Raw genomic sequence first — 23,745 nt, forward strand, 5'->3', positions numbered from 1 at the left:
GAGTACGTATTGCATATAAGGAGGTCTTTACATTGGAACGTTCAGATAAATCTATTAAACCTCAGACTGCCCATATTATTTCTCATACTCACTGGGACCGGGAATGGTATCTTCCATATGAAAAGCATCATGTACGCCTTATTAAACTGGTCGATGAATTGCTGGATCGATTGGATGAGGATGGTGAATTTAAGAGTTTTTATCTTGACGGACAGACAATCATTCTGGAAGATTATCTTCAAGTTCGCCCCGAGAATCAAGATCGTCTACAAAAACATATTACGGAAGGTCGTCTTCTGATTGGACCTTGGTATATTCTGCAAGATGCTTTCCTTACCAGCGGAGAGGCGAATGTACGTAATATGCAGATTGGTCATCAGGATTCGAAGCGTTACGGTGAACCTTCTAAGATCGGTTATTTTCCGGACACCTTTGGTCTAGTGGGTCAGACTCCACAATTAATGAAGCAATCAGGCATCAATAATGCCTTTTTTGGAAGAGGTGTAAAGCCGACTGGATTCAACAATACAGTATCGGACGGTGGATATGAATCTTCGTTCTCCGAGCTGATATGGGAAGGTCCGGATGGATCGAAAGTGCTTGGAATTCTATTTGCAAATTGGTATTCGAACGGAAACGAAGTGCCAGTGAATGAAGCGGAGGCAAAAGAGTTCTGGGAGAAGAAGTTAGCAGATGCTCGGAAATTTGCCTCTACAGGCGAGCTACTATTCATGAACGGCTGCGATCATCAACCGGCTCAACTGGATTTGCCGGAGGCTATTGAGACTGCGAAGCGGTTATATCCAGATATGGAGTTTATCCATTCCAACTTCCCTGATTACCTTAAGGCTGTAGAGGATGTAATGGATCACAACAATTTGTCGACCGTAAAGGGCGAACTGCGGAGCCAGCACACTGACGGATGGGGGACGTTAGTGAATACCGCATCTGCTCGTGTCTATTTGAAACAGATGAATCAGGAAGGGCAAGTCTTGCTTGAAAAGGTAGCTGAGCCACTCGCTTCATTCGCACATGTATTGGGCAAAGATTACCCTCATCATCTGTTCACCTATGCCTGGAAGACGCTAATGCAGAATCACCCTCACGACAGCATTTGTGGCTGCAGCGTGGATGAGGTACATCGCGAAATGGTAACCCGGTTTGATAAAAGCCGTCATGTAGCAGAGACCATTGTTGATGATAGTAAGCGCATGATCGCTGAAGCTGTGGATACGTCCGGTTTTGCAGCATTTGGTGAAGAAGTGCTTCCGTTAGTAGTCATGAATATGACAGGGTGGAGACGCACGGGTACAGTGAGCATAGAAATTGATGCGGCACGTCTATATTTGAGAGAGGGTTTCTCTCTAGAAGAAACGGCCAGCCGTATGAAAGATATTGACTTAAACGGTCGTGAATTAGTAGACGATCAAGGGAATGCCATTACATGCCAGATGGAGGATTTGGGTCTTCAGTTTGGTTATGATTTGCCTGACGATAAATTCCGCCAGCCCTATATGTGCCGCCGAGTAAGACTTACCTTTGAAGCTGTGCAAGTTCCGGCGCTGGGTCTTCGTGCATATGCGTGGGTTCGTCGTGCTAACGCAGGGTTGCCTATAGCTCCTGAATCTTTGCTTCAAGGGGATCGGGTGTTGGAGAATGAGGCCATCAAAGTAGTGATCCATGATAATGGTTCATTTACGCTAAGTGACAAAGCCAGTGGCATGACCTACCGGGATCTTGGTGTGTATGAGAACACAGGTGATATCGGGAATGAATACATGTATAAACAGCCAGAGGGTGAACAAGCTTTAACGACCAAGGGACTACAGGCGAATATTTGCGTTCTGGAAAATACACCTTATCGAGCATCTGTGGAAATTAAGCATGACTGGGAGATTCCAGCCTCAGCAGATAATAAGCTGGACGAGGAACAGCGTGCTCTTGTGTACTACCCGGAGCGGAAAGCGCAGCGCAGTAGTGACACAGTCATTCTTAAACTTCGTACCGTAATTAGCTTGGAGCGGGGCGGGAAGGGGCTGCATATCGAAACTACGATAGACAATAAAGCCAAAGATCACCGGATTCGTGCGCTATTTCCGACAGAGTTGAACACCGCCACACATCATGTGGATTCGATGTTTGAGGTTGCGGAGCGGAATATTGAGCCAGCTACAGAATGGATGAATCCGAGTAACACGCAGCATCAGCAGGCCTTTGTTGATATCAGTAATGAAACAGCCGGTCTAACCGTCGCTAACTTTGGATTAAATGAATATGAAGTGTTAAGAGATGGTCGTAACACCATTGCGATTACACTACTCCGTAGCGTGGGTGAATTGGGAGACTGGGGTTTGTTTCCAACTCCAGAAGCGCAATGTCTCGGAGAGCACGTTGTACGTATGGAGCTTATCCCACACACAGGAGATGGTATAACCTCAGGTGCTTTTGCTGAAGCTTATCAATTCCAGATTCCTTGGGTCGTATGTCAGACTGATGTACATGAAGGAGCGATTGCTCCGGTGTATACTCCATTCGAATGGGAGAGTCAGGAGCTCGCATTTTCCTCTCTAAAAATGAACGAGCAGACTGGAGACCTACTGCTTCGCTGGTACAACATGAGTCAGCAGAGTACCGACCTGACCATCCGTTCAACGATACCGCAGCAGTATTTCTATAAGACGTCGATCCTGGAAGAGGAGAGCCATCCACTCTCTAGCGAAGAGAAAGGTAGATCGGCCTTACAGATCGGTCCATGCGAAATTGTAACGATTGGTATTCGGAGATAATATGAATATAAAGACGATAGTTAACCTAGGTATCAGCTTAGGAGCTATCGTCTTTTTTTTGAAAAAAAAGATTGCCAAATATAACTAATAAAATTAAAATTAGTTTGTATAGAAAACTTGGTTTTGTATAATGTTTGAAAGAGGTGCTCACATGGACAAAAAATATTGGGTGCCTGCTTTGGAGAAAGCAGACGGGATTCTACGCCTTGTATCAGAGGAACCCTATAAGCATCGATTAATTGATTTATCCAATCAGCTTGGTATCCATAAGAGTTCTATGTATTCTATTTTGCAGACTATGGAAGTACTTGATTGGGTGAATAGAGATACTAACGATACTTATGCCGTTGGCTCCGCTGCGGGAAGGTGGGGAGATTCCTACTTGCAAGGTCAGGACTTAATCTCATCATTTCACCGAGAAGCTACCGCCACAAGAGATCGTCTGCAAGAGACGGTTCAGTTGGCCAGACTTGAAGGTAATGAAGTGTTGTATCTAGCTAAGGAGGAAGCGCCGACTATGGTCAGGCTAGCATCCGGCCCCGGTATGAAGTTCCCTGCACATGTGACTGCACTTGGAAAATTGCTCCTGTCGTTCATTGATGATAAAGATCTGGATTCATTGTACCCGATTCAAGAATTAACGAGCGCTACAGAGTATTCATTGAAAACGAAGGCGGATCTGGTTAAGCAACTGCGAATCATCCGTGATGAGGGGATTGCTTTCGATGAGCAGGAAGTTATCGTTGGGTTCAGCTGTGTTTCAGCCCCGATCCTATCTAAATCAGGTGAGGCTATCGCAGCAGTGAGCTGTACCATGCAGCAGCATATCTGGGAGAAAAAGAAGGATGTTGCGGAGGCTGAAATTCGTCATTTGGCGAATCGGTTATCGCTATACCAAGGAGGCAATCATTAATGAGATTAGCCAATAAAGTCATCTTAATTACGGGATCAGGTTCAGGGATCGGGAGAAGCACGGCATTGCTGTTTGCTCGTGAAGGTGCAACAGTAATTGTGAACGATTTAGATGAAGCTAGAGGTATAGAGACTTTGAAGGATATTCATGCAGATGGAGGAAAAGGTCATTTCATCCATGCGGATGTGACCCATGCTGAATCTGTAGAGCAGATGGTAGATCAAATCATTGAACAATATGGTCATATAGATGTGCTTTTTAACAATGCAGGGATTAGCGGAGTAGGCGCTTTGCATGAAGTTGAACCGGATGCATGGGAACGGGTAATTCAGGTTAATATTCGGGGGGTATATTTGCCCTCCAAATATGTGCTTCCTCATATGATGAAACGAAAATCTGGCAACATCATTAATATGTCCTCTTGCGTCGCAGAAATCGGGCTCGCCAGAAGAGCTTCTTATTCAGCTACCAAAGGAGCGGTATTGGCCCTGACGAAATCCATGCAAGTAGATTACGCAGCATACAATATTCGTGTAAATGCCCTTTTACCAGGTACAATCCTAACACCGTTCGTTGAGAATTACTTAAAAACCTCTTACGATAATCCGGAAACTGCGATTGCGTCAATTAAGAAGCGTCAGCTTAGTGAAGAGCTCGGCTTACCTGAGGATGTTGCCCAAGCCGCCTTATTTCTCGCTTCGGATGAATCAAAATTTATGATGGGTTCTCCTCTCTATATTGATGGAGGCGCAACTTTTGGGAAAAATGCCTGAACAGCATTAAAACGATAAAAGGAAGGGGAATTAATAATGAAGTTATTAACATTCGTTAACAATGGTGATTACCAATTGGGGGTCGTAACAGAAAAAGGGATACTGGATGTTGCAAGCGCTTTAATAGCTTTGCCTACACAGCATGGGTATTCCGTACCTATGACCGTTCACGAAGTCATTGACGGTGGTGAGGCAGCGGCTTCGAGGTTGGATCAATTCACAACTCAAGCACTGGATATGGCTGGAGAAGACTGTTCATACCTATTAGATGAAGCAAAGTTGACGCTCGGTCCATGCGTGACTCATCCAAATAAAATCATCTGCGTCGGTCTTAACTATCGCAAGCATGCGGTGGAAACGAACGCAGCAATTCCTGAGTTCCCGATATTGTTCAATAAATTCAATAACACGTTGACGGGACATGGCGACGATATTCCCCTTCCAAGAGTGACGAAAAAAGTTGATTACGAAGCAGAGCTTGTTATCGTTATCGGTAAATCAGCTAAGTACGTTACGAAAGAGGACGCGCTTAACCACGTATTTGGTTATTGCAACGTAAATGATTTATCCGCACGGGACTTGCAGCTAAGGACTCAGCAATGGCTGTTAGGCAAGTCATGTGATAAATTCTCTCCTCTTGGACCTTATCTAGTTACAGCGGATGAAATCGAAAACCCGAATGATTTAGAGATTAAATGTACAGTCAACGGAGAAATCCGCCAGCACTCCAATACGTCAGATATGATTTTCCAATGCGATGAGATCGTAAGTTATATTTCGCAACATATGACGCTTGTTCCTGGAGACATCATTCTGACTGGAACACCAGAAGGCGTCGTCCTCGGTTATCCGGTAGATCAGCAGATTTACCTGAAGGATGGTGATATCGTCACGATTGAGATTGAGAAGCTCGGCAAGCTGACGAACCGGCTCGTTAAGGAAGACTGACAAAGTACTCATTTTGTGAGGTGAAAGCATGAGAATTGATGCGCATCAGCATTATTGGCAATTAAGTCGAGGCGATTACGGATGGCCTACACCAGAAGTTCCATTACTATATCGAGATTTTATGCCTGATGACCTGACAGAATCATTACTACGACACGGAATCACGAAAACCATTGTTGTTCAAGCAGCGGCTACTGTTGAAGAAACTGAATTTCTACTAAGTTTATGCGAGACCCATGATTCAATAGCTGGTGTTGTGGGCTGGTTGGATTTAGAGCAGGACAATTTTGCGGAAACCTTTGAACTTTTGCGTAAATATCCTCATTTTATTGGCCTCCGATTGATGCTTCAAAGTATTGATGCTGATGAATATTTGCAACGTCCTCATGTTATTCATCATTTAAAATGGTTAGAGACGATGGGATTCCCTGTTGATTTATTGATTCATGCTGCACAATTCCCAGCCGTATTGAAATTGCTCAAGCTTGTGCCAAATTTACATGCGGTCATTGACCATATAGGTAAGCCACAAATTTCCCAGCAAGAATCCTCACCTTGGCAAGAGTGGGTTACGGAGGTCGCGCAATATTCGCAGATGTATTGCAAGCTTTCAGGTATGGTTACCGAAGCAAATATGGCGACCTGGGTAGAATCTGACTTTAACTTTTATATAAAACACGTCATACATGCATTTGGACTAAACCGAGTCATATTCGGTAGTGACTGGCCAGTGTGCCTGCTTGCAGCAAGCTATGATCAAACAGTAAGCATTTTGTTAAACAATTTATCTGAAGCGCTTACAGAGCGAGAATTAGACGATGTTTTTGGCAATAATGCGATCCGCTTTTATCAATTGGAGACATCACATTTTATTGAAACTGGAGTGTAGCCTATGCAATTACAAGGGAAAGTCGTTATTGTTACAGGCGGTGGCTCCGGGATTGGCGAAGCGACTGCCAAATTATTTGCCAGTGAGGGTGCTAAGGTGATCATTGCGGACTGGAATGAAGCTGAAGCTAAAAGAGTAGTCGAGGAAATTCATTCAGTTCATTGTGGGGATTCTGTTGCTTATGCTGTGAAAACAGATGTTTCATCGGAGCTAGAGGTTAAACAATTGGTAGAATGGGTCCTAAATAAGTTTGGCAAGATTGACATTCTATTCAATAACGCAGCTGTTGTATTGCCGAAGTGCTTGGAGGATATTTCTGAAACAGAATGGACTCGTACCTTGGATATCAATTTGAAGAGTGTCTATTTGATGATTAAATTCTGCATTCCTTCGATTAGAGAAAACCGTGGCTGCATCGTGAATATGGCTTCATTAAGCGGAATGGTAGGCCAAAAGCAAAATCCGGTATACTCGGCTTCAAAAGGCGCAATTATTGCAATGACTAAAGCATTAGCGTTGGATTATGCGAACGATGGAGTTCGCGTCAATTGCATATGTCCAGCAGGTGTAATGACGCCTTTATTAGAAGAGTGGATCGGTCAACAGCCCAATCCGGCAACTACAGTACAAGATTTGATCGATATGCATCCATTGGGAAGATGTGCTTCAACGGAAGAGATAGCTAGAGCCGTGTTGTATTTAGCGAGTGATTTATCCGGATTTGTTACGGGTGTAGCGCTCCCTGTTGATGGTGGAGCAGCCTTAGGTTATTAATGATTTATTGGAAAGGGAGGGGCGGAATGACTCGATATGGGAGTGTTATTCATGTCAAGGATGAGAAGCTAGAAGAATACAAAGCGTTACATGCATCTGTATGGCCAGAAGTGTTGGATAGATTAAGGAAATGCAACATTAAGAACTATTCCATTTTTTATAGAGACGGCTACTTGTTCAGTTATTTTGAATATACAGGGGATGACTATACGGCTGATATGGCCATCATGGCTGAAGATCCTCGTACACAAGAATGGTGGAGCTTAACAGATCCTTGTCAGTATCCTGTGAAGTCTGCATTAGAGGGTGAATGGTGGGCGAGTATGGATGAGATTTTCCATTTGGATTGAGTATTCATTTCATTTAAAGCTAGGGAGATGAAAAATATGAAAATTACTAACGTAGAAAGCTTCGTCTTACACGTACCGATTACACCACCAATAACGGATGCAATTAATGTTGCTACGCATTGGGGACTTGCAGGCGTTCGGATTTTTACAGATGAGGATTTTGTGGGGTATGGGTATACAGGAACTTGTGCACATGGTGATGATATGATCGTTGATACGATTGATCGTTATTACGCTCCTTTATTAATTGGCAAAGATCCGTTTATGGTGAAAGAGATTTGGGATGAGCTGCGTTTTGGAAAAATGCATTGGATTGGGAGAGCGGGAGTTACTCATATGGCGTTGGCAGCAGTAGATATTGCACTTTGGGATATTATGGCGAAGGCTTCCAATAAACCTTTGTGGCAGTATCTTGGAGGACATAAATCCAAGCAAATAAAAGCTTATAATACAAACGGCGGCTGGTTGAACTGGTCCAAAGAACGTTTGATTAAGGACGTTACTGAAATTGTAGAGCAGGGCTTCACTGGAGTCAAAATTAAAGTAGGTAAAGCAGATTCACATGAGGACTATGATCGTTGCAAAGCTGTTCGTAAGGCGATAGGAGATCAAACCATCTTCATGATCGATGTGAACCAACAGTGGAATATCAATACAGCGATGACATGGGGGAAGAAGTTAGAGGAGTTTGATTTGTTCTGGTTAGAAGAACCCTTAAATCCAGATGACATCATGGGACATAAGAAGCTGGCCGATGCATTAAATGTACCTATTGCGTTAGGTGAACATGTCTATACGAAATATGCATTCCGGGATTATATCCATCAAGGGGCACTCGAATATTGCCAAGTAGATGTAACACGTGTTGGTGGGATTACGGAATGGCAACAGGTTGCAGGTTTAGCCGCTTCATACGATATTCCGATTTGTCCGCATGTTGGTGATATGGGGCAAATTCATCAGCATTTGGTTGCAGCAACACCAGGTGCGATCATGCTGGAATACATTCCTTGGATCCGCCATATTTTTGTGGAGCCGGCTACGGTTGTTAATGGGCACTACATACTACCTCAAATGCCGGGTGCATCAACGGAGATTATACCAACGCTGTTTGAGCAGTATCGCGTGAGATAATGAAGTGATGCTTCACAAAAAGAAGAGGCCTATGCGAGCAATCGCATCGACCTCTTTCTTTTTAGTGAATCTTCTGTATCCGAACAATCTTGCTTTGATTATCGTCTTTTAAATGATGCTTTAAGCCTACGCTCATAAGTGCTTGATCGCTATACAGTCCTTCCAGTCCGTAAATTCGGAACATGAACAACAAACCCCGCTTTATGCATGTTATATGCAATAAGCGGGATTTGTTGTTTTTAGCATTTGAGTCAAGAAGAAGACTTACTACGTGTTGGGGAACTGAGATGATCAATCTGCTCGTCTAGAACGGTGCTGGCTTTGCCTAAAAATTGTGAAATGAGGGAAAGTTCTTCATCCGTATAGGAAGCAGCCAATTTAACCATAGCGGTATGAAGTGGCATGTACGTGTCAATGACATCTTCTTTATTTTCATACAACGGGACAATAATTACTTTACGGCGATCTTTAGGGTCATTTTGTCTGCGAACGTATCCGTTTTTCTCGAGACGATCTATTAATGCAGTAACGCTACCTGTGGCAAGTCCAGTTAGTTTGGACAGCTCTCCAGCGGTAATGGGGCCTTTTTCACGCAGGATATCCACAGACAAAAAATCATTATTGTATAACCCAAGAGAGGCGGCTACGTTTTGCTGGTATACCACCGTTCGGGTTCCCAGACCACGCATGAGTAAGGTGAATTGTTCTTGCTCTGGTGTAGGTTGTGCTTGTTCATGGCTTGACAAAGGATAACGCCCCTTTTAAAATCTTTATATCTCGTCAATCAAGATATTTGATTATGAAGTTATTTTAAAATGTGTTATTTTACAAATACATTCTATCGAATTAAGCATACTTTTGCAAAAAAAAGTAGTATGACAGCATTCGTAAATGGTTATGGATAAGAGATGTATCTAGGTGTGATTGCTTTAATTGAGAGGGGAATCATGGTGAAAGAAGCTATTGTTATTAAAAGTGCACGAGAGAACAATCTGAAGAATGTCTCGCTCACGATTCCTAAGTATAAGCTTGTTGTTCTGACGGGACCTTCGGGATCAGGAAAATCGACGTTAGCTATGGATACACTTCAGCGGGAATGCCAAAGACAGTATTTAGATTCCATGGGCATGACTTCAGATACGATCAGTAAACCAAAGGTCGAGTCCATTGTTGGACTGTCCCCATCCATTAGCGTTGGACAGCATGTTACGAATCGTAATCCACGCTCGACAGTAGGGACTGTAACTGACATTTATACCTTTGTCAGGTTTATTTTTTCTAGATTAGGGGAGCGGATTTGCCCTTCTTGCAAGGGTAGCATACCACCTTCTTTTGAAGCGAGGGGGCTACTAATAGAAGAAGACGAGGAAATGGAAGGTCAGTCGATGGGCTGTCCGCATTGCGGAGCTGAGCTTGAGAAACTTGGCATGTCACATTTTTCCTTCAATAAGCCGGAAGGGGCTTGTGAAGCTTGTGGTGGACTTGGGTCTGTGGCGACTATAAATGAAGCAGCGGTATTTAATCCAGAGCTTAGCATGAAAGAGGGGGGAGTAGCTTCTCTGAATGGCGTTCATCGGGATATACAGATGCGGATATTAGTAGCGGCGGGAAAACATTTTGGATTTGTGTTTGACCCGGATCAACCGTTGAAGGATTACGGTGAGATTCAGCGTGATTTGCTCTACTACGGTGTGGAGAGTGAAGCTTTTAAACGCCATTTCCCTAATATTAAGCCAATCCAAGGGACGAAGTTTGAAGGTGTTATACCCGGTTTGTGGCGGCGGTATAAGGAGAAGGAAGGGGAGGCTGGTGCGCAGGAGAAAGATGGCGGATTTTTTCATGAGCAGCAATGCCTGGAATGCCTAGGAGCTCGCCTGAAAAAAGAAGTTCGTCTAGTTCGAGTAGCTGACGCATCGATCATAGATGTATCCGACTGGTCGCTTAGTGAGGTATATGAGTGGACGAAAGGACTGGAGGCGGAACTGCCTGCCGAAGGTCTACATCTACTTGAACCGATCCTTCATGATATGCCTACTAGACTAAAGCGGATTATCGATGTTGGCCTAGGTTATCTTTCCATGAACCGGCAGACAGTCTCTTTATCTGGCGGGGAAGCACAGCGCCTGCGTCTAGCATCACTGCTGGGTTCAGGGTTGACCGGTGTGTTATACATTCTGGATGAACCGACGACGGGACTACATCCTCGGGATACAGTTGGCCTTATTCGTGTGCTTCAGGAGCTGCGTGATCTTGGGAATACTGTGCTCGTTATTGAACATGATATTGAGATGATGCGTGCTGCGGATCATATTATTGATATGGGTCCAGGTGCTGGATTGCATGGTGGAATCGTTGTGGGTGAAGGTAGTTTAGAAGATTTGATGGCAAGCGGGCTTTCGGTTACAGGAGCTTATCTCAGAGAAGAGCGTCTCGAAGTTCCCACACGTATTCGCCGAAAAGGGAACGGAAAGCAGATCACTATCCGGCAGGCACAGTACCGGAATATTGATATTCAAGAAGTCTCCATTCCACTTGGTTGTCTTGTATCTGTAACAGGGGTTTCGGGTTCGGGTAAGTCCACGCTTATATTTGATATCCTTGCGCAAGGAAGCTCTAATGGTCATGAACAAACAGGCTGTAAGGAGATTACGGGTCTAGGTGAAGTCGGGAGTATTGTGATCTTTGACCAATCACCCATGGGTAGGATGCAGCGTTCTAATGTAGCGACCTATACCGATGTATTTACACATCTGCGTCAGTTATTTGCGGCTTTGCCAGAGGCGAAGAAAAGAAAACTGACCTCCAAGCATTTCTCCTTTAACACACCGGGGGGACGGTGCGAAACCTGTCAGGGACTTGGTGTATTGTCCGTAGACATGAAATTTCTGCCTGATCTAGAAGTAAAGTGTCACGCCTGCAAAGGAAGACGGTTTACGGATGAGGTCTTACAGGTGAAGTATGATGGCTTCTCTATCTCAGATCTGTTGGATATGTCTATACAGGAAAGCTTGCCGATTCTTAAGTCGGAGGCCAAAATGGCCGGTATTATTGAGACGTTATGTGAGGTGGGTCTTGGATACCTTAAATGGGGACAATCTGTCAAAACCTTATCAGGCGGCGAAGGACAAAGGATCAGGCTGGCCAAAGAGCTGAGCAAGCCATCTAAAAATCATACGCTCTATTTGCTCGATGAACCAACGACAGGTCTACATCCGTCAGACATCAAGCAACTTCATACCTTATTGAGCAAATTGGTAGATACGGGAAATACGGTTGTTGTTGTGGAGCACAGCTTAGAACTGATTCGGGAGTCTGACTGGGTGATGGACATTGGCCCTGAAGGGGGGACAGTTGGAGGTAGGCTTGTAGCTGAAGGCACACCGGAGCAGGTCGCTGAAGTACAGGAATCTTATACAGGGATGTTCTTGAAACGGATTCTGGCTGAGGGGCTTTAATCCATTTTAAATCAGATATCCATTTGGAAAAAAGAGAGTGCCCCGAAGCCATACAATCCATGGATTCGGGGCACTTCTTTGTGTGTTCCGGCGTATTCACCAACCCTAGCATTGAGCGGCAGAAGACGAAGCATCTAAACCTCCAAGAAAAATGAATTGAATTTATTGCTGTCGTCATAGTAACATTAGGTTAAGCGCTTAACTTATGTGAAGGGAGGATGCAAAGACTCCAATCCACTTAATATTTATAATGAGGTTAATGCCATGAAAACGACCACGATATATGATGTTGCCAGGGAAGCGGGCGTATCAATTGCTACCGTCTCTAATGCGATTAACGGTAAAGGAAAAGTAAGCAACAAGAAGCGAGATGAAATCCTTGAGGTGATGAAGCGGCTGCAATATCAGCCCAGTGTCATTGCTTCGGCACTAATGGGGAAGAAGACCTATACCATTGGTCTTCTTATTCCAGATGTCTCGAATCCCTTTTTTTCCGAGATAGCTAGAACCGTAGAGGATCTGGCTCACTCCGAGGGGTATAGTGTTATTGTGTGCAGCACAGATAACAAAGATGAACGCGTAGAGAAATACATTCGGCTGTTGGAGCAAAAAAATGTTGACGGTATTCTGATCGGAACAGGTGTGGGAAATGCGGATATCTTGGCGCTTCATGTAGAGAAATCCTTCCCCATAGTTATGATCGCTCGGGAGACCGTAGGCATAGCTGTTCACCGTGTATTGAACGATGACTTCAAAGGAGGCACTATTGCCGCAGAACATTTGCTTGAAAAAGGTCATCGCAAGATGGCAGTTTTGTCCGAGGATTTCAATGTAAGCAGCAGCTTTGAGCGGGTCAGGGGTTTCCGCTTTGGATTATTTGAGGCTGGCATTTCACTGGACCCGAAGAATATCTTCGCGTGTGAGTCGAATATCAAAGACGGGAAACGGGTAGCATCCGAGATTCTCCGCGGCGCGGAGCGTCCGACAGCATTATTCTGTTGCAACGACTTGCTTGCCATCGGCGCACTCCAGGCTGCGAAGGAAGAGGGAATATCTGTACCGGAACAGCTCTCTATCATTGGTTTTGACGATACCATTCTGTCAACCGTGACGAATCCAACGTTAACAACTATTGCTCAACCGATGAATCAGATGGTGAAGATGGCATTTGATTTGCTGATCGGCAGTCTGGATCATACAGATGATATCAAGCAAAGAATTGTATTGCAGCCTGAACTGGTGATCCGAGAATCCACAGGCAACTCACCCATTAAATAAAGAGGACGGTTATTGAGAACATGGACGAGAAAAGGTTAATTATCTTTTTTGACAGCGGAGATACCATTGTTGATGAATCGACTGAAATTAGGGATGAAGAAGGAATCGTACGGAGTGCGGATCTGATTCCGGGAGCAGATATCACGATTCAAACCCTGCATGAGAGAGGATACACGCTTGCTCTGGTTGCAGACGGTGATGCGCAATCCTTCAAAAATGTATTTAAGCAGCATGGACTAAACGATTATTTCAGCGCCATGATCATTTCCGAGAATATCAAAGCAGTCAAGCCAAGCCCGCGCATGTTCAAGGCAGCTATTGGTGCGCTTGATTTGTCTGAAGCGGATTTCTCCCGTACCGTTATGATTGGCAACAATCTTAGCCGTGACATGAAAGGGGCCAATGCGCTAGGCATCACCAGCATTTTTCAGAGCTGGACGCCCCGTTATTCCCATGAGCCGGCAGATGAGTCTGAGCGTCCGACGTATACAGTTAGTGAGCCACTGCAATTGCTAGAGTTGATTGAGAGGCTGAACGCTGAGCTCAAGTAAGCTGGAAGTCGTTCATTATGCTATTTTTCCATATTTAAATACAAAAAGAGAAACCCAAGGTCATGAGAATGACTGGGTTTCTCATCTTTTTAATCAATCTGCAAGAGTTACAAAGCAATCTTATGATCTAGCAGCTTAATAATCTAGAAGCCGTCCATGATCATGCCATTGACCGTACATTTTATTTTCTTTAGTGTTTGTTATAAATTTATCTAATTTACGCTTAAATAATTCTGGTTGATTTGTATTGCTTTGTATCGTGTCGATCCTGACTCTTTTATAAAGAGCGGGAAAGGTTAAGAAGTTCTCATATACCTGCTGCTCCTCTTTTAACCTTTGTTCTATAACCCTATCGACTTTAAAAGAAGCGAGATTCATATCCGGAAGTACCTTTCTTCCTTCGTCACTCATTAACCCCAGTTTATCGAGGCGGCGGACACGTTCTTTATTTAATTCTGTCCAAGAGCTTCGTTTGCTTCTGGGAGACAGTCGCTGCGCCAGCTCCGTTTCAGAAACTTTCTTTTTCACTCCATCGATCCATCCAAAGCACAAACATTCCTCAACCACATCCAAATATAGCAATGTTTCTGGGTTTGGCGTCATACTTACGAGTACCCAGCAAGATTTTTCAGTCTTACAATTTTCCTGAAGCCAAGCTCTTAAATGTTCTCTCGATTTCACTGTTATTAGATTTTCAATCTGCATAAATTAAATAGCTTCCGCAGACATCTGATACCAAAAAAGGGAATAGTCATTCATGGTGGAAGCGTGTCCTAACTGACGTAACATAGTAGATATATTACCTCTATGATAAGTCCCGTGATTGGCGGCATGCAGCACAATTTCTGATAGGCGTGTTTGCCGGATTCCAGCGAATGGGTTATCAAGTAGAATAGTCTGCTCCAAATCGGTTTGGTTTTGTAACCATTCTTTGTATTGTTCAGATAGCTGGGCAAAAAGATTAGCGTATTCATCAACCGAATTTAGAATGCTCATATTTAGCGGGATACTTTTTTGAAAAGCCTCAGGCATACCAGTGCCTGTTAAAACTAGATACCACATCGTATCAACCGCATAGATATGGCTAAGGGCATGAGCGATGGTGGGAAAAGAGCTATTCACTTCTTGATTTAGCACAGAGGGAGAGAGTTCCTTGATTCTTCCCAAGATCGTTTGGTTCGCCCAAATGTGGTAATTAAACATTTCTACTGGATGATTGGTCATTGTATGATCTCCTTTTGAGTTGTGATAGATTATTTTGTAGCTGTTGTTAATATAAAAGAAGAAGTATGACAGCAGACTGTCATACTTCTTCATAAAGATTTAGGGTATTTTGCAGCTGCTTTTTTAAGATACCTCGCAGTGCAAGAGGCTCGAGGACTTCAGCGCCGCTGCCGAAACTTAGCAGAATTGACCATAGCCAGCGGGCTTCCAATGGTTTATACACAGGAATTCGCATCGTCATGCTCTCATCGGTATGAAATTCCTTATCCACCTGGTGAAATTGGTCCAGCGCTTCTGCCAAAGCCTCAGGTCCCACCCGGATAACGACTTCCTCAACCTGATCGGCCCTGTTTGAACAACCGGCCTCTATGGGTACCTCATGTTGGGAATGAAAGGTATTCTGTGTCAGAAGCAAATTCATCATCCGGGATAGCCGGAACTCTCGATAATCCTGTCGTTCCTGGCAATAACCATAGATATACCAGTTGCTATATTTAAAATGAAGCTTTACTGGTTCCATATTACGGGTTGTGCGTTCGTTTTTTACATTGATGTAATCAAAACGGACAATATTTCGTTCCGTAATAGCCGTACGTAAAAGAGAAAGTGCATCGGGATCCATACGACGAGTTTCAAAATCCACCGCTAGACTAGAAGTCTGTTGTTCTGTTCCAATCGTTTGCAGCCGTTCAATGGTTCCTTGCGCTTGTTCGTCTTCAAACACGGAAGAGAGACTGTTCAGCACGGTAATCAAAGAAGTGACATCATAAGAACGGAGCAGGCTTTTATCCATTTTATATCCGTCCATGATGCCATATCCGCCTTTAGTTCCCTGATACGATACGACCGGGATGCCTGCGGCACAAATGACATCGATATCCCTATAGATAGTTCTCTGGGAAACCTGAAACTCTTCAGCCAGCTTGGAGGCAGATAAAACTTCGTGGTTCAACAGCTTGTAGATCATGGAAATCAAACGTTCCAACTTCATTTATGTATTCCCACCCATTAGTCCATTTCGTGTTACTGCATGATTATAGCATAGATTTTTCATGCTGATTTGGCGCTTACAGAGAAAAAGATTGACAAAATATGGTTGGTGGGTTAACTTGTGAATATAAAATAAAATTATTCACAAAACCATAAAAGCGAGTTGAGATGTATGCCTAAGAAATTCACAGAACAAGAAAGAGAATGGATTAAACATAAATTGTTGACAGAAGGTCGCCGCTGTTTTGAAGTACATGGCATTAAAAAAACTAGTGTTGAAGAATTAACAAAAGCTGCCGGGATTGCGCAAGGCTCGTTTTACATGTTCTTTGGATCGAAAGAGGAATTGTTCTATCACATATTGCTTGAAGAGGAACAACGAATTCGTAGTACAATGTTCGATTCATTTAGCGTAGGCGTGCCTGTAAACAAGGAAGAAATCAGATTATTTTTACTGAAATCTTTCCGCATGATGGAAGAGAGTCCGATCGTCCGCCAGATGTTCGTAAGAAGCGAAATGGAGCAGCTATTAAGAAAGTTACCTAATGAGTTGTTGGAACAAAATTTTATAGAGGATAAAGACTTTTTTATTCCTTTCATTCAATTATGGCAAGCCGAAGGTATCATGGTTGGGATTGACCCGGGATTAATCGTAAGCATGATTCGCTCTGTAGTCCTCCTGTCTTTGCATAAGGAAGAGATCGGTGATGAACGCTATCAGGCAACTATAGAGCTTTTGATAGGGGTTCTGGCTGAGGGGATGACTTCTTTGAAAGATAATATGACTGGGGGAGTATGAAATGATCGAAGTGAAGGAGCTTCATTTTACCTACCCAAAAATAAAAGAGCCAACCCTTAGTGGACTTAACTTTTCCATACCTCAAGGAGAAGTGTTTGGTTTTCTCGGTCCTTCGGGAGCGGGTAAAAGCACAACACAAAAAATACTAATTGGAGTCTTAAAAAATTATCTCGGCAGCGTTAACGTAATGGGCAAGGAAATAAGAAATACCGGACCGGAGTATTTTGAGCGAATAGGGGTAGCTTTTGAGTTTCCAAATTTCTATTCGAAGTTTACTGCGCTGGAAAATTTGCAGCTATTTCGCTCTCTGTATTCAGGGAGAACAGCGGAACCGAGGTTTCTCCTGGAGCAAGTAAATCTCACTGAAGCTGCAAATTTGAAGGTCTCCCAGTTATCGAAGGGGATGAAGATGCGGCTGAATTTCTGCAGAGCACTCTTAAATAACCCAAAAATTCTATTTCTGGATGAACCCTCTTCCGGGCTCGACCCTGTCAATGCGAAACGAATGAAGGATTTAATCCTGGAAAAAAAGGCAAATGGGACAACTGTAATTATTACAACACATAATATGCAAGCCGCGGAGGAACTTTGCGACAGGGTCGCTTTTATTGTAGACGGTCAGATTAAGTTGATTGATTCTCCTCGGGAGCTTAAGCTTCTAAATGGAAAAAAACGAGTGCGGCTAGAATACCGCTATCAAAATGAAGTTAGAAATGAAGAATTCTCACTTGATGATATTGGGGAGAACGAATATTTCTTAAAGCTTGTTCGTGAGCATCCAATAGAAACCATTCATTCGCTGGAGGCGTCTTTGGAACAAATCTTTATTGACGTAACTGGGAGGCAGTTAACATGAGATTCAGATCTGCGTTTGCCTTTGACATCCGGTTTCAATGGCGGCATGGGTTTTATTGGATCTACGTCATTATCTGTGCGTTTTATTTGGTATTGCTGCATCTTATTCCTGATCATTATCGGGAACAAACGATGTTGTTATTGACCTTTAGCGATCCGAGTGCCTTGGGGCTTATTCTCGCAGGGGGGATTGTGCTGCTGGAAAGAGACCAGGGCATCCATGATCCTTTATTTGTTACTCCGATTCGTGTTAGGGAATATTTGCTTTCAAAAGCAGGCTCATTATCTGTACTCTCCCTGTTAGCCGCTTGGGTTATTCATGTAATAGCAAGCGGGATTCCGCAATCCCCGTTTGGCTTTTCTACTGGAATCATTCTAACGTCAAGCTTTATGACGCTATTGTCGATTGGAGTTGTGGCTCGTTGCCAGACAATTAATGGTTTCATTCTACTATCACAAGTATTCGCATTGCCTTTTATACTTCCTTTGCTTGGTTATTTTAAGGTGTGGAACTCCAAACTTTTTTTATGGCTTCCTACGGAAGGAACACTTCGCTTGTTGAGTTCGGGAACCTCGGCTATGCCATTTGGCAATTACATCTACTCCATATCGATATTACTGCTATGGAATGTTGTGATATACGTATGGGCAAAAATGTCCTTCGAAAATCATGTAATGATGCGCATAGGTAAGGGAGGAGCAAGAAAATGAAGAAGTATCGTATGCTTTTTATAAGCGATATCCGGCATACTGGTTTGGACCCAGTGCTCATGGTCGGCATCTTTGCTCCTTTAGCACTTCTAGTCGTCTCAAGATTTGGATTTCCAATGATAGCCGATTGGCTTACGAACGGTTATGCTTTCGATTTATATAAATATAGTAGCTTTGCTGCGATTTTCTTAGTCATGACCTTTCCAATGCTAACCGGTATGATGACAGGTCTTTTAATGCTTGATGAAAGAGATGAGAATGTCATCTCTTATTACGCGGTTACACCATTAATGCGCAGAGGATACATGGTGTATCGTCTAGTTCTTCCATCTCTACTCTGTACATTTCTTTCATCGCTATTTTTTATAGTCTCCGGCTTATCTAGCTTCCAATTAGAGCATATATACATCCTTATACTACTAGCATTTGAAGCCCCTTGTTTTGCATTATTCCTAGCTTCTTTCGCTGCAAATAAGGTAGAAGGATTAGCTTTATCAAAGATCGGTGGTCTGTTTATAGCAGGACCAATCGTAGCTTATTTTGTTCCATCACCATGGCAATTTATCGGGGCGTGGATTCCTACCTATTGGCCTGCTAAGTTATTTTTTGTTATAGAAGCTTCTAGTGGTTTTATTGTGTTTGCATACTTTATGGTGGGACTTCTATTTCATTTGAGTCTTCTGAGCATCATGGTCAGGATTTTTATTAAAAGAGCTGATTGATTAGCCTCCTCCAAGCAGCTTAGGCAACAGCGTTAGAAGCTTTTCACGTGTTAAAGCATCTCCATAGTTCCATTTGCTTCCGTCAAGCAGATAAGCTCGCCCCTTACGTACAGCGGGTATATTCTTCCATAGTGAGCTGTCTAGTAGTTTCTCCATAGCAACTCGCGAGTCTTGACGTTCCGGAATAAGCATAAAGATATGATCTCCGGCGTAGAAAGGCAGCCTTGCTGGATCGACTTCTGCAAATCCTAACTCTCCATCGAGAATCGCTTTGATCTCATCTGTGGGCTGTAAACCGTTAGGGGCATAGAGAGCAGTAGACAAACCGGACATTCCCATAGCATATAGATGATTTCCATGGTCATAAATCAATGCAGAAGCTGTTTCTCCAGGTCGAAGAGTATTCATATAAAGCTGCTGCCACATGGCAGCATTTTTTGCTGCGAATGAATCCAGCCATGCTTCTGCTTCGTGCTGCTTACCCAACCAGCTTCCAAGTGTCCGCATACGGTGTTCAAGTGGAGCAAATGAATCAAAGGTAAGTGTCGGGGCGATGTCGACGACTGCTCGATAGGCCTTATCATCTGAATTAGCTATAATAATTAGGTCAGGATTTAATGAAGCGGTAAGCTTCGGATCCAGAGGAAAGCCAACGTTAGAGAGCTTTTTAAGTCGATGTTTATAGACTCTGTTCCATGCAAAGACTTCATCTCCTCCGATAGGCTTTATACCTAATGCGAGCAGATCGCCAAGCGTCTCACCATGGTAGACAATGCGCTTTGGACGCTCCGGAATATCCACCTCATGGCCAGTCCAGTCTTTCACAGTAAGCTTCCGACCTTGCTGATGCGCATATTGTCCGGGTGTAATTCCAGTCTTTTGACGAAACCGGCGACTAAAATAATATTCATCGGAGAAGCCAACCAGACGAGCAATCTCACGCAGCGGTTCAGCGGATTCTAGAAGGAAACGCTTCGAATGGTTAATGCGCAGTTCGGTCAGGTAATCGAGCGGTCTTTTTCCGGTAAGCTTTTGAAAGATCGGAGTATATTGCCACAATGTTATCCCTGCGAGCTCAGCCAGTTGCTTCACGGTGATACTCTCCGTATAGTGATCTTGCATATATTGGATGGTCTTTTCCACGGAATCCGCGGGACTTGGCACCTGCTCGGAAGGATAATTATGCTCAAAGAGTAAGAGCAGCAATTCTTGGAATTTTAATTGCCGCTTAAAAAAATGCACATCATCGGCATTTTTTTTGCTCATAAGCAGATCTTCAGCAAGGCGGATTACCCTAGTGAACGGGTGGACAATCAGCTCCTGCCTACCTGGAAGGAGTTCCTCTGAATAATATTCGGGAAACTCGGCGTTATTAATTGCTGTAAAAGTGATGAGATAATAATAAAGAGTCGTCTCTTGATTGTCCGTGCTATAGGAAGTTCCAGGAGATAGGAGATAACATGTATCTGTAGTCAGTGTTATGGTTTGATCGCTAAGGATCAGCTGTCCACTACCGCCAGTGAATATTAGAAGTCTATAAAAGTGAGCTGAAAGAGCCTTAGAGCAAGAGCCTGCCGGTTGAATATGTAGTTCCGCATCAGTCAGCTGAAACAGCAACGAGCGGAGCGGTGCAGCGACGGGTAATGTTTGCAGCAAGAGGAAGCCTCCGTTCATTTGGTGAGAATCATTATCAATTAATTCATTGTATATAAAATAAAGAAGCATATCAACAGCTGTTGACATGCTTCTTGCAGTTTTCTATCAGCTAAGTGCCAAAGGCTTCATGAAGGTGAAAATTATTTCATATTCAAAAGCTGTGGGAGTTCACCGAGCAGCCATTCTCTTGTTGTTGCATCACTTGAAGTCTTCATAATATCTTGAGTATAGACATATCCGTTCTTGACGGCAGGGAGACCTTTCCAGATCGGACTCTTTAATAGAGTAGCTGTGGATTGCTTGGCTTCATCGGCCACAGGAGTTAGAATGAAAATCCGATCTCCGGCATATTCTTTAAGCACTTCCATGGATACTTCCTGGAATCCCATACCTTCATCAAGGACCTTCTGAATTGCTGGGGTTGGCTTGAAGCCATTCTCTCCATAAAGGACTTGCGAAAGTCCGGTCGTCGCCATAACAAATAGTCTGTCACCAGGATAATAAGTAAAGACCGAAGCTGTTTCTCCTTCTTTTATGCCCGCTGCCTTTAATTGTTCCCACATGGCATCTTCACTCGTTTTATACTTAGCCAGCCATGCCTCTGCTTCGGTCGTTTTCCCAAGAATTCCACCAATATCAAGCATCCGTTCATTTAGCGGGGCAAAGGTATCAAATATTATCGTGGGTGCGATTTTGGACAGCTGCTCGAAATCAGCTTCATCAGTTCCTGCATAGATAATCAAATCAGGCTGAAGTTCCAGCGTCTTTTCCAGATTGATAGGGAACCCTACATCTTCGACACCTTGTAGCTGATCTTCAAAAACCTGACCCTCACCCATGGAAAGTGGATATCCTACCGCTTGCACACCAAGTGCGAGTAGATCACCATAGGTTTCTCCTGAATAAATCACGCGCTTCGGGTTAACAGGTATTTCTACGGTATGGCCTATGTAATCCGTGTAGGAGCGAGTAGTTGCCGCAGTTTCATTAGTGCCCTTGTCGGATGTTTCTGGAGAAGGTACAGTGGTAGCTGAAGTATTATTTCCGGCTGCGTTCGACGCATTGTTCTTGGCTGGTTGTTCTCCTGAGTTTCCGCAGGCGAGTAGTAATGTGGTCATCAGAAAGAGTACACATAATACGGCGAACGGTTGTCTTACCTTATTCATATAATATTGCCTCCCTAAAATATGTAGCGATCACCAATAATGATAATCATTCTCGACGAAAACTATCATAAATTAAAGTTTCCTTTTACTCAATGGACAAAACACATTAAGGCTATTTGATTTGTACAAGCCTATTGTTCTGACGTGGTTCAAAAAAGTCCTAATGTAGGGTAACTACATTAGGACTGCTGAGAAAACTATTTTTATCTTAATCTAACTCAATCCGTAAAACAACCGGAGCCTCACTGTGGACAGTGGACGTATAAATGGTTAATGCCTCATCTGTTCTTTCCCAAGTAGGCCGTTCATCAAATCCTAAGATATGGATATCTTTTATTATCCCATGGAAGTGGGTGGACTTTTCTTTAAGAGATTGGATATGAACGATCCCATTCTCTGGATATACAAGAACGGTTGCATAAAGACAACTTCCTTTAACTGTAAAACGGATATCTTCACTAGTGAAAGTCTTTGTGGTTCCATCCGTAAACTGCCCTTCGACGATCTTAGTAGGACCTTCACCGAAGGTGCGCCAGTAGGTTGTATCATAGATCGCTTCACCATTTATTTTTAGCCAATCTCCAATGGCAAGAAGAATCTCCCGATCCTGAGCGGGGATGCTTCCGTCTGCTTTAGGTCCTATATTGAGTAGGAGATTGCCGTTTTTACTTACGATATCTACTAAATCTCTGATGATCTCCATGGCAGACTTATAATCATTATCCGCTGTATAACACCATGAATTTTTGGCTACAGCTGTATCCGTCTGCCAGAAATAAGGCTTAAGCTCGGAGAAAAGTCCTCTTTCAATATCTGGTACCGCTGAGCCGAACATAAATGCATCATGCTTATAATTAATTGCAACCGGAGTCCCCCATTCATCTCCCTTATTGTAATAATAAGCGGCGAACTTTTTAAGATAGGATTTGAAGGCAGCTGTATGAATCCACCAATCAAAGTAAAAGACCTTCGGCTTATAATTGTCCACCAGCTCACAGCAGCGAATTAACCAATCCTCCAGAAATTCTTTATTCGGCGGAGAGCCGAATAAATCCTGATGATCGGGTTCCGTCATAGATGGCCAATAGAAATCTCCGCATACAAGCGGTTCTTGAATATCGGAATCAAATTCCTTGCCATGAGACAGGAAGAACCAGTGTTCAGCTCTATGGGAAGATACACAAAACTCTAATCCCTGAAGCTCAAAAGCGTCTTTCATTTCCCCAACTAAATCCCGCTGGGGACCCATCTCATATGTGTTATAGTGGGAGTAAGCGCTCTTATACATTTGAAAGCCGTCATGGTGCTCTGCTACAGGCATCACGTATTTGGCACCAGATAATTTGAAGAGATTAGCCCATTCCTCAGCGTTGAACTGCTCAGTCTTGAACAAGGGGATGAAATCTTTATAGCCAAAATCTTTATGTTCACCATAAGTAGCAATGTGATGCTCATATTCGCTTGATCCCTGTATATACATGTTTCGGGAATACCATTCACTAGCGAAGGCCGGAATCGAATAAAGACCCCAATGAATGAAAATGCCAAACTTGGCTTTTTCATACCACGTCGGTACTTGAAATTGACTTAGTGAATCCCAATCGTCTTTGAATCTTCCATTTGAAATGGTATCGTCGATCACTTTTAAATACTTGCTTTTATCCATCATGTTGTGCTCATCCTTTCAAACGCTTATTTCTTACCTTCATTGTAGTGATTAGATGTAGGAAACAAAATGTAGGACATTAACTTTTAGATGTACAAAACTAAC

General features: G+C 43.4%; 23 protein-coding genes. 15 read left to right on the forward strand and 8 right to left on the reverse strand.

Annotation, left to right across the window (positions count from 1 at the left end; genetic code table 11):
- The first annotated feature begins 32 nt into the window (after positions 1-32).
- The 8 genes from MKX41_RS04090 to MKX41_RS04125 all read left to right on the forward strand — a co-directional run bounded on the left by MKX41_RS04090 (position 33) and on the right by MKX41_RS04125 (position 8,567).
- Positions 33-2,786, forward strand: a complete 2,754-nt coding sequence (locus tag MKX41_RS04090) for an alpha-mannosidase (RefSeq protein WP_340968824.1) — start codon at positions 33-35, stop codon at positions 2,784-2,786.
- Positions 2,787-2,937: 151 nt separating this feature from the next.
- Entirely contained in the window at positions 2,938-3,699 is a 762-nt protein-coding gene (locus MKX41_RS04095) for an IclR family transcriptional regulator (protein ID WP_149644031.1), read from the forward strand.
- A complete protein-coding gene (locus MKX41_RS04100) occupies positions 3,699-4,472 on the forward strand; it encodes an SDR family NAD(P)-dependent oxidoreductase (protein WP_340968825.1) in 774 nt (257 codons plus the stop codon). The genes MKX41_RS04095 and MKX41_RS04100 overlap by 1 nt, the downstream gene beginning before the upstream one ends.
- Before the next feature lie 36 nt (positions 4,473-4,508).
- A complete protein-coding gene (locus tag MKX41_RS04105) occupies positions 4,509-5,420 on the forward strand; it encodes a fumarylacetoacetate hydrolase family protein (RefSeq protein WP_340968827.1) in 912 nt (303 codons plus the stop codon).
- 28 nt (positions 5,421-5,448) lie between these two features.
- Entirely contained in the window at positions 5,449-6,309 is an 861-nt protein-coding gene (locus MKX41_RS04110) for an amidohydrolase family protein (protein ID WP_340968828.1), read from the forward strand.
- 3 nt (positions 6,310-6,312) lie between these two features.
- Positions 6,313-7,083: an SDR family NAD(P)-dependent oxidoreductase gene (locus tag MKX41_RS04115; protein ID WP_076283078.1), complete on the forward strand. Its 771-nt coding sequence runs from the start codon at positions 6,313-6,315 to the stop codon at positions 7,081-7,083.
- Positions 7,084-7,109: 26 nt separating this feature from the next.
- Positions 7,110-7,433 (forward strand): L-rhamnose mutarotase, encoded by a 324-nt coding sequence (locus tag MKX41_RS04120; protein ID WP_340968829.1) that lies wholly within the window; start codon positions 7,110-7,112, stop codon positions 7,431-7,433.
- A 36-nt stretch (positions 7,434-7,469) separates the two neighbouring features.
- Complete coding sequence (locus tag MKX41_RS04125) at positions 7,470-8,567, forward strand: mandelate racemase/muconate lactonizing enzyme family protein (protein WP_340968830.1); 1,098 nt, start codon at positions 7,470-7,472, stop codon at positions 8,565-8,567.
- Positions 8,568-8,818: 251 nt separating this feature from the next.
- On the opposite strand, the gene MKX41_RS04130 is transcribed toward MKX41_RS04125, so the two are convergent.
- Positions 8,819-9,256 carry a MarR family transcriptional regulator gene (locus MKX41_RS04130; RefSeq protein WP_340974810.1) on the reverse strand — a complete coding sequence of 146 codons (438 nt, stop codon included), beginning with the start codon at positions 9,254-9,256 and terminating at the stop codon, positions 8,819-8,821.
- Between the two features lie 261 nt (positions 9,257-9,517).
- On the opposite strand from MKX41_RS04130, the gene uvrA reads away from it, so the two are divergent.
- Positions 9,518-12,022 (forward strand): excinuclease ABC subunit UvrA, encoded by a 2,505-nt coding sequence (gene uvrA, locus MKX41_RS04135; protein ID WP_340974812.1) that lies wholly within the window; start codon positions 9,518-9,520, stop codon positions 12,020-12,022.
- 11 nt (positions 12,023-12,033) lie between these two features.
- Here uvrA and MKX41_RS04140 read toward each other — a convergent pair whose 3' ends face one another.
- Positions 12,034-12,156 carry a hypothetical protein gene (locus tag MKX41_RS04140; RefSeq protein ID WP_340968831.1) on the reverse strand — a complete coding sequence of 41 codons (123 nt, stop codon included), beginning with the start codon at positions 12,154-12,156 and terminating at the stop codon, positions 12,034-12,036.
- 130 nt (positions 12,157-12,286) lie between these two features.
- Here MKX41_RS04140 and MKX41_RS04145 point away from each other — a divergent pair, with 130 nt between their 5' ends.
- Complete coding sequence (locus tag MKX41_RS04145; protein WP_339802607.1) at positions 12,287-13,300, forward strand: LacI family DNA-binding transcriptional regulator; 1,014 nt, start codon at positions 12,287-12,289, stop codon at positions 13,298-13,300.
- Positions 13,301-13,320: 20 nt separating this feature from the next.
- A complete protein-coding gene (locus MKX41_RS04150) occupies positions 13,321-13,851 on the forward strand; it encodes an HAD family hydrolase (protein ID WP_076283074.1) in 531 nt (176 codons plus the stop codon).
- A gap of 135 nt (positions 13,852-13,986) precedes the next feature.
- Here MKX41_RS04150 and MKX41_RS04155 read toward each other — a convergent pair whose 3' ends face one another.
- The 3 genes from MKX41_RS04155 to MKX41_RS04165 form a co-directional block, all read right to left on the reverse strand.
- Positions 13,987-14,556: a YdeI/OmpD-associated family protein gene (locus MKX41_RS04155; protein ID WP_340968832.1), complete on the reverse strand. Its 570-nt coding sequence runs from the start codon at positions 14,554-14,556 to the stop codon at positions 13,987-13,989.
- Between the two features lie 3 nt (positions 14,557-14,559).
- On the reverse strand, positions 14,560-15,075 hold the full coding sequence (locus tag MKX41_RS04160; RefSeq protein ID WP_340968833.1) for a DinB family protein: 516 nt from the start codon (positions 15,073-15,075) through the stop codon (positions 14,560-14,562).
- Positions 15,076-15,154: 79 nt separating this feature from the next.
- Positions 15,155-16,066 (reverse strand): helix-turn-helix transcriptional regulator, encoded by a 912-nt coding sequence (locus MKX41_RS04165; protein ID WP_339270400.1) that lies wholly within the window; start codon positions 16,064-16,066, stop codon positions 15,155-15,157.
- 171 nt (positions 16,067-16,237) lie between these two features.
- Here MKX41_RS04165 and MKX41_RS04170 point away from each other — a divergent pair, with 171 nt between their 5' ends.
- From MKX41_RS04170 to MKX41_RS04185, 4 genes are read left to right on the forward strand one after another with little or no spacing between them, the layout of a single operon-like run.
- Positions 16,238-16,864, forward strand: a complete 627-nt coding sequence (locus MKX41_RS04170; RefSeq protein ID WP_340968835.1) for a TetR/AcrR family transcriptional regulator — start codon at positions 16,238-16,240, stop codon at positions 16,862-16,864.
- A gap of 1 nt (position 16,865) precedes the next feature.
- Positions 16,866-17,720 (forward strand): ABC transporter ATP-binding protein, encoded by an 855-nt coding sequence (locus MKX41_RS04175; RefSeq protein WP_340968836.1) that lies wholly within the window; start codon positions 16,866-16,868, stop codon positions 17,718-17,720.
- On the forward strand, positions 17,717-18,430 hold the full coding sequence (locus MKX41_RS04180; RefSeq protein ID WP_340968838.1) for a fluoroquinolone export ABC transporter permease subunit: 714 nt from the start codon (positions 17,717-17,719) through the stop codon (positions 18,428-18,430). Before MKX41_RS04175 ends, MKX41_RS04180 begins: the two co-directional genes overlap by 4 nt.
- Complete coding sequence (locus MKX41_RS04185) at positions 18,427-19,152, forward strand: hypothetical protein (protein WP_339802625.1); 726 nt, start codon at positions 18,427-18,429, stop codon at positions 19,150-19,152. Before MKX41_RS04180 ends, MKX41_RS04185 begins: the two co-directional genes overlap by 4 nt.
- Here MKX41_RS04185 and MKX41_RS04190 read toward each other — a convergent pair whose 3' ends face one another.
- From MKX41_RS04190 to MKX41_RS04200, 3 genes are all read right to left on the reverse strand, one after another.
- Entirely contained in the window at positions 19,153-20,808 is a 1,656-nt protein-coding gene (locus MKX41_RS04190; RefSeq protein ID WP_340968840.1) for an AraC family transcriptional regulator, read from the reverse strand.
- A 140-nt stretch (positions 20,809-20,948) separates the two neighbouring features.
- A complete protein-coding gene (locus tag MKX41_RS04195) occupies positions 20,949-21,974 on the reverse strand; it encodes an ABC transporter substrate-binding protein (protein WP_081382733.1) in 1,026 nt (341 codons plus the stop codon).
- 208 nt (positions 21,975-22,182) lie between these two features.
- Complete coding sequence (locus MKX41_RS04200; protein WP_340968841.1) at positions 22,183-23,643, reverse strand: alpha-L-fucosidase; 1,461 nt, start codon at positions 23,641-23,643, stop codon at positions 22,183-22,185.
- Positions 23,644-23,745: the final 102 nt, after the last annotated feature.

It is taken from the genome of Paenibacillus sp. FSL R5-0475 (assembly GCF_038004585.1).
Taxonomy (GTDB): Bacteria; Bacillota; Bacilli; order Paenibacillales; family Paenibacillaceae; genus Paenibacillus_AQ.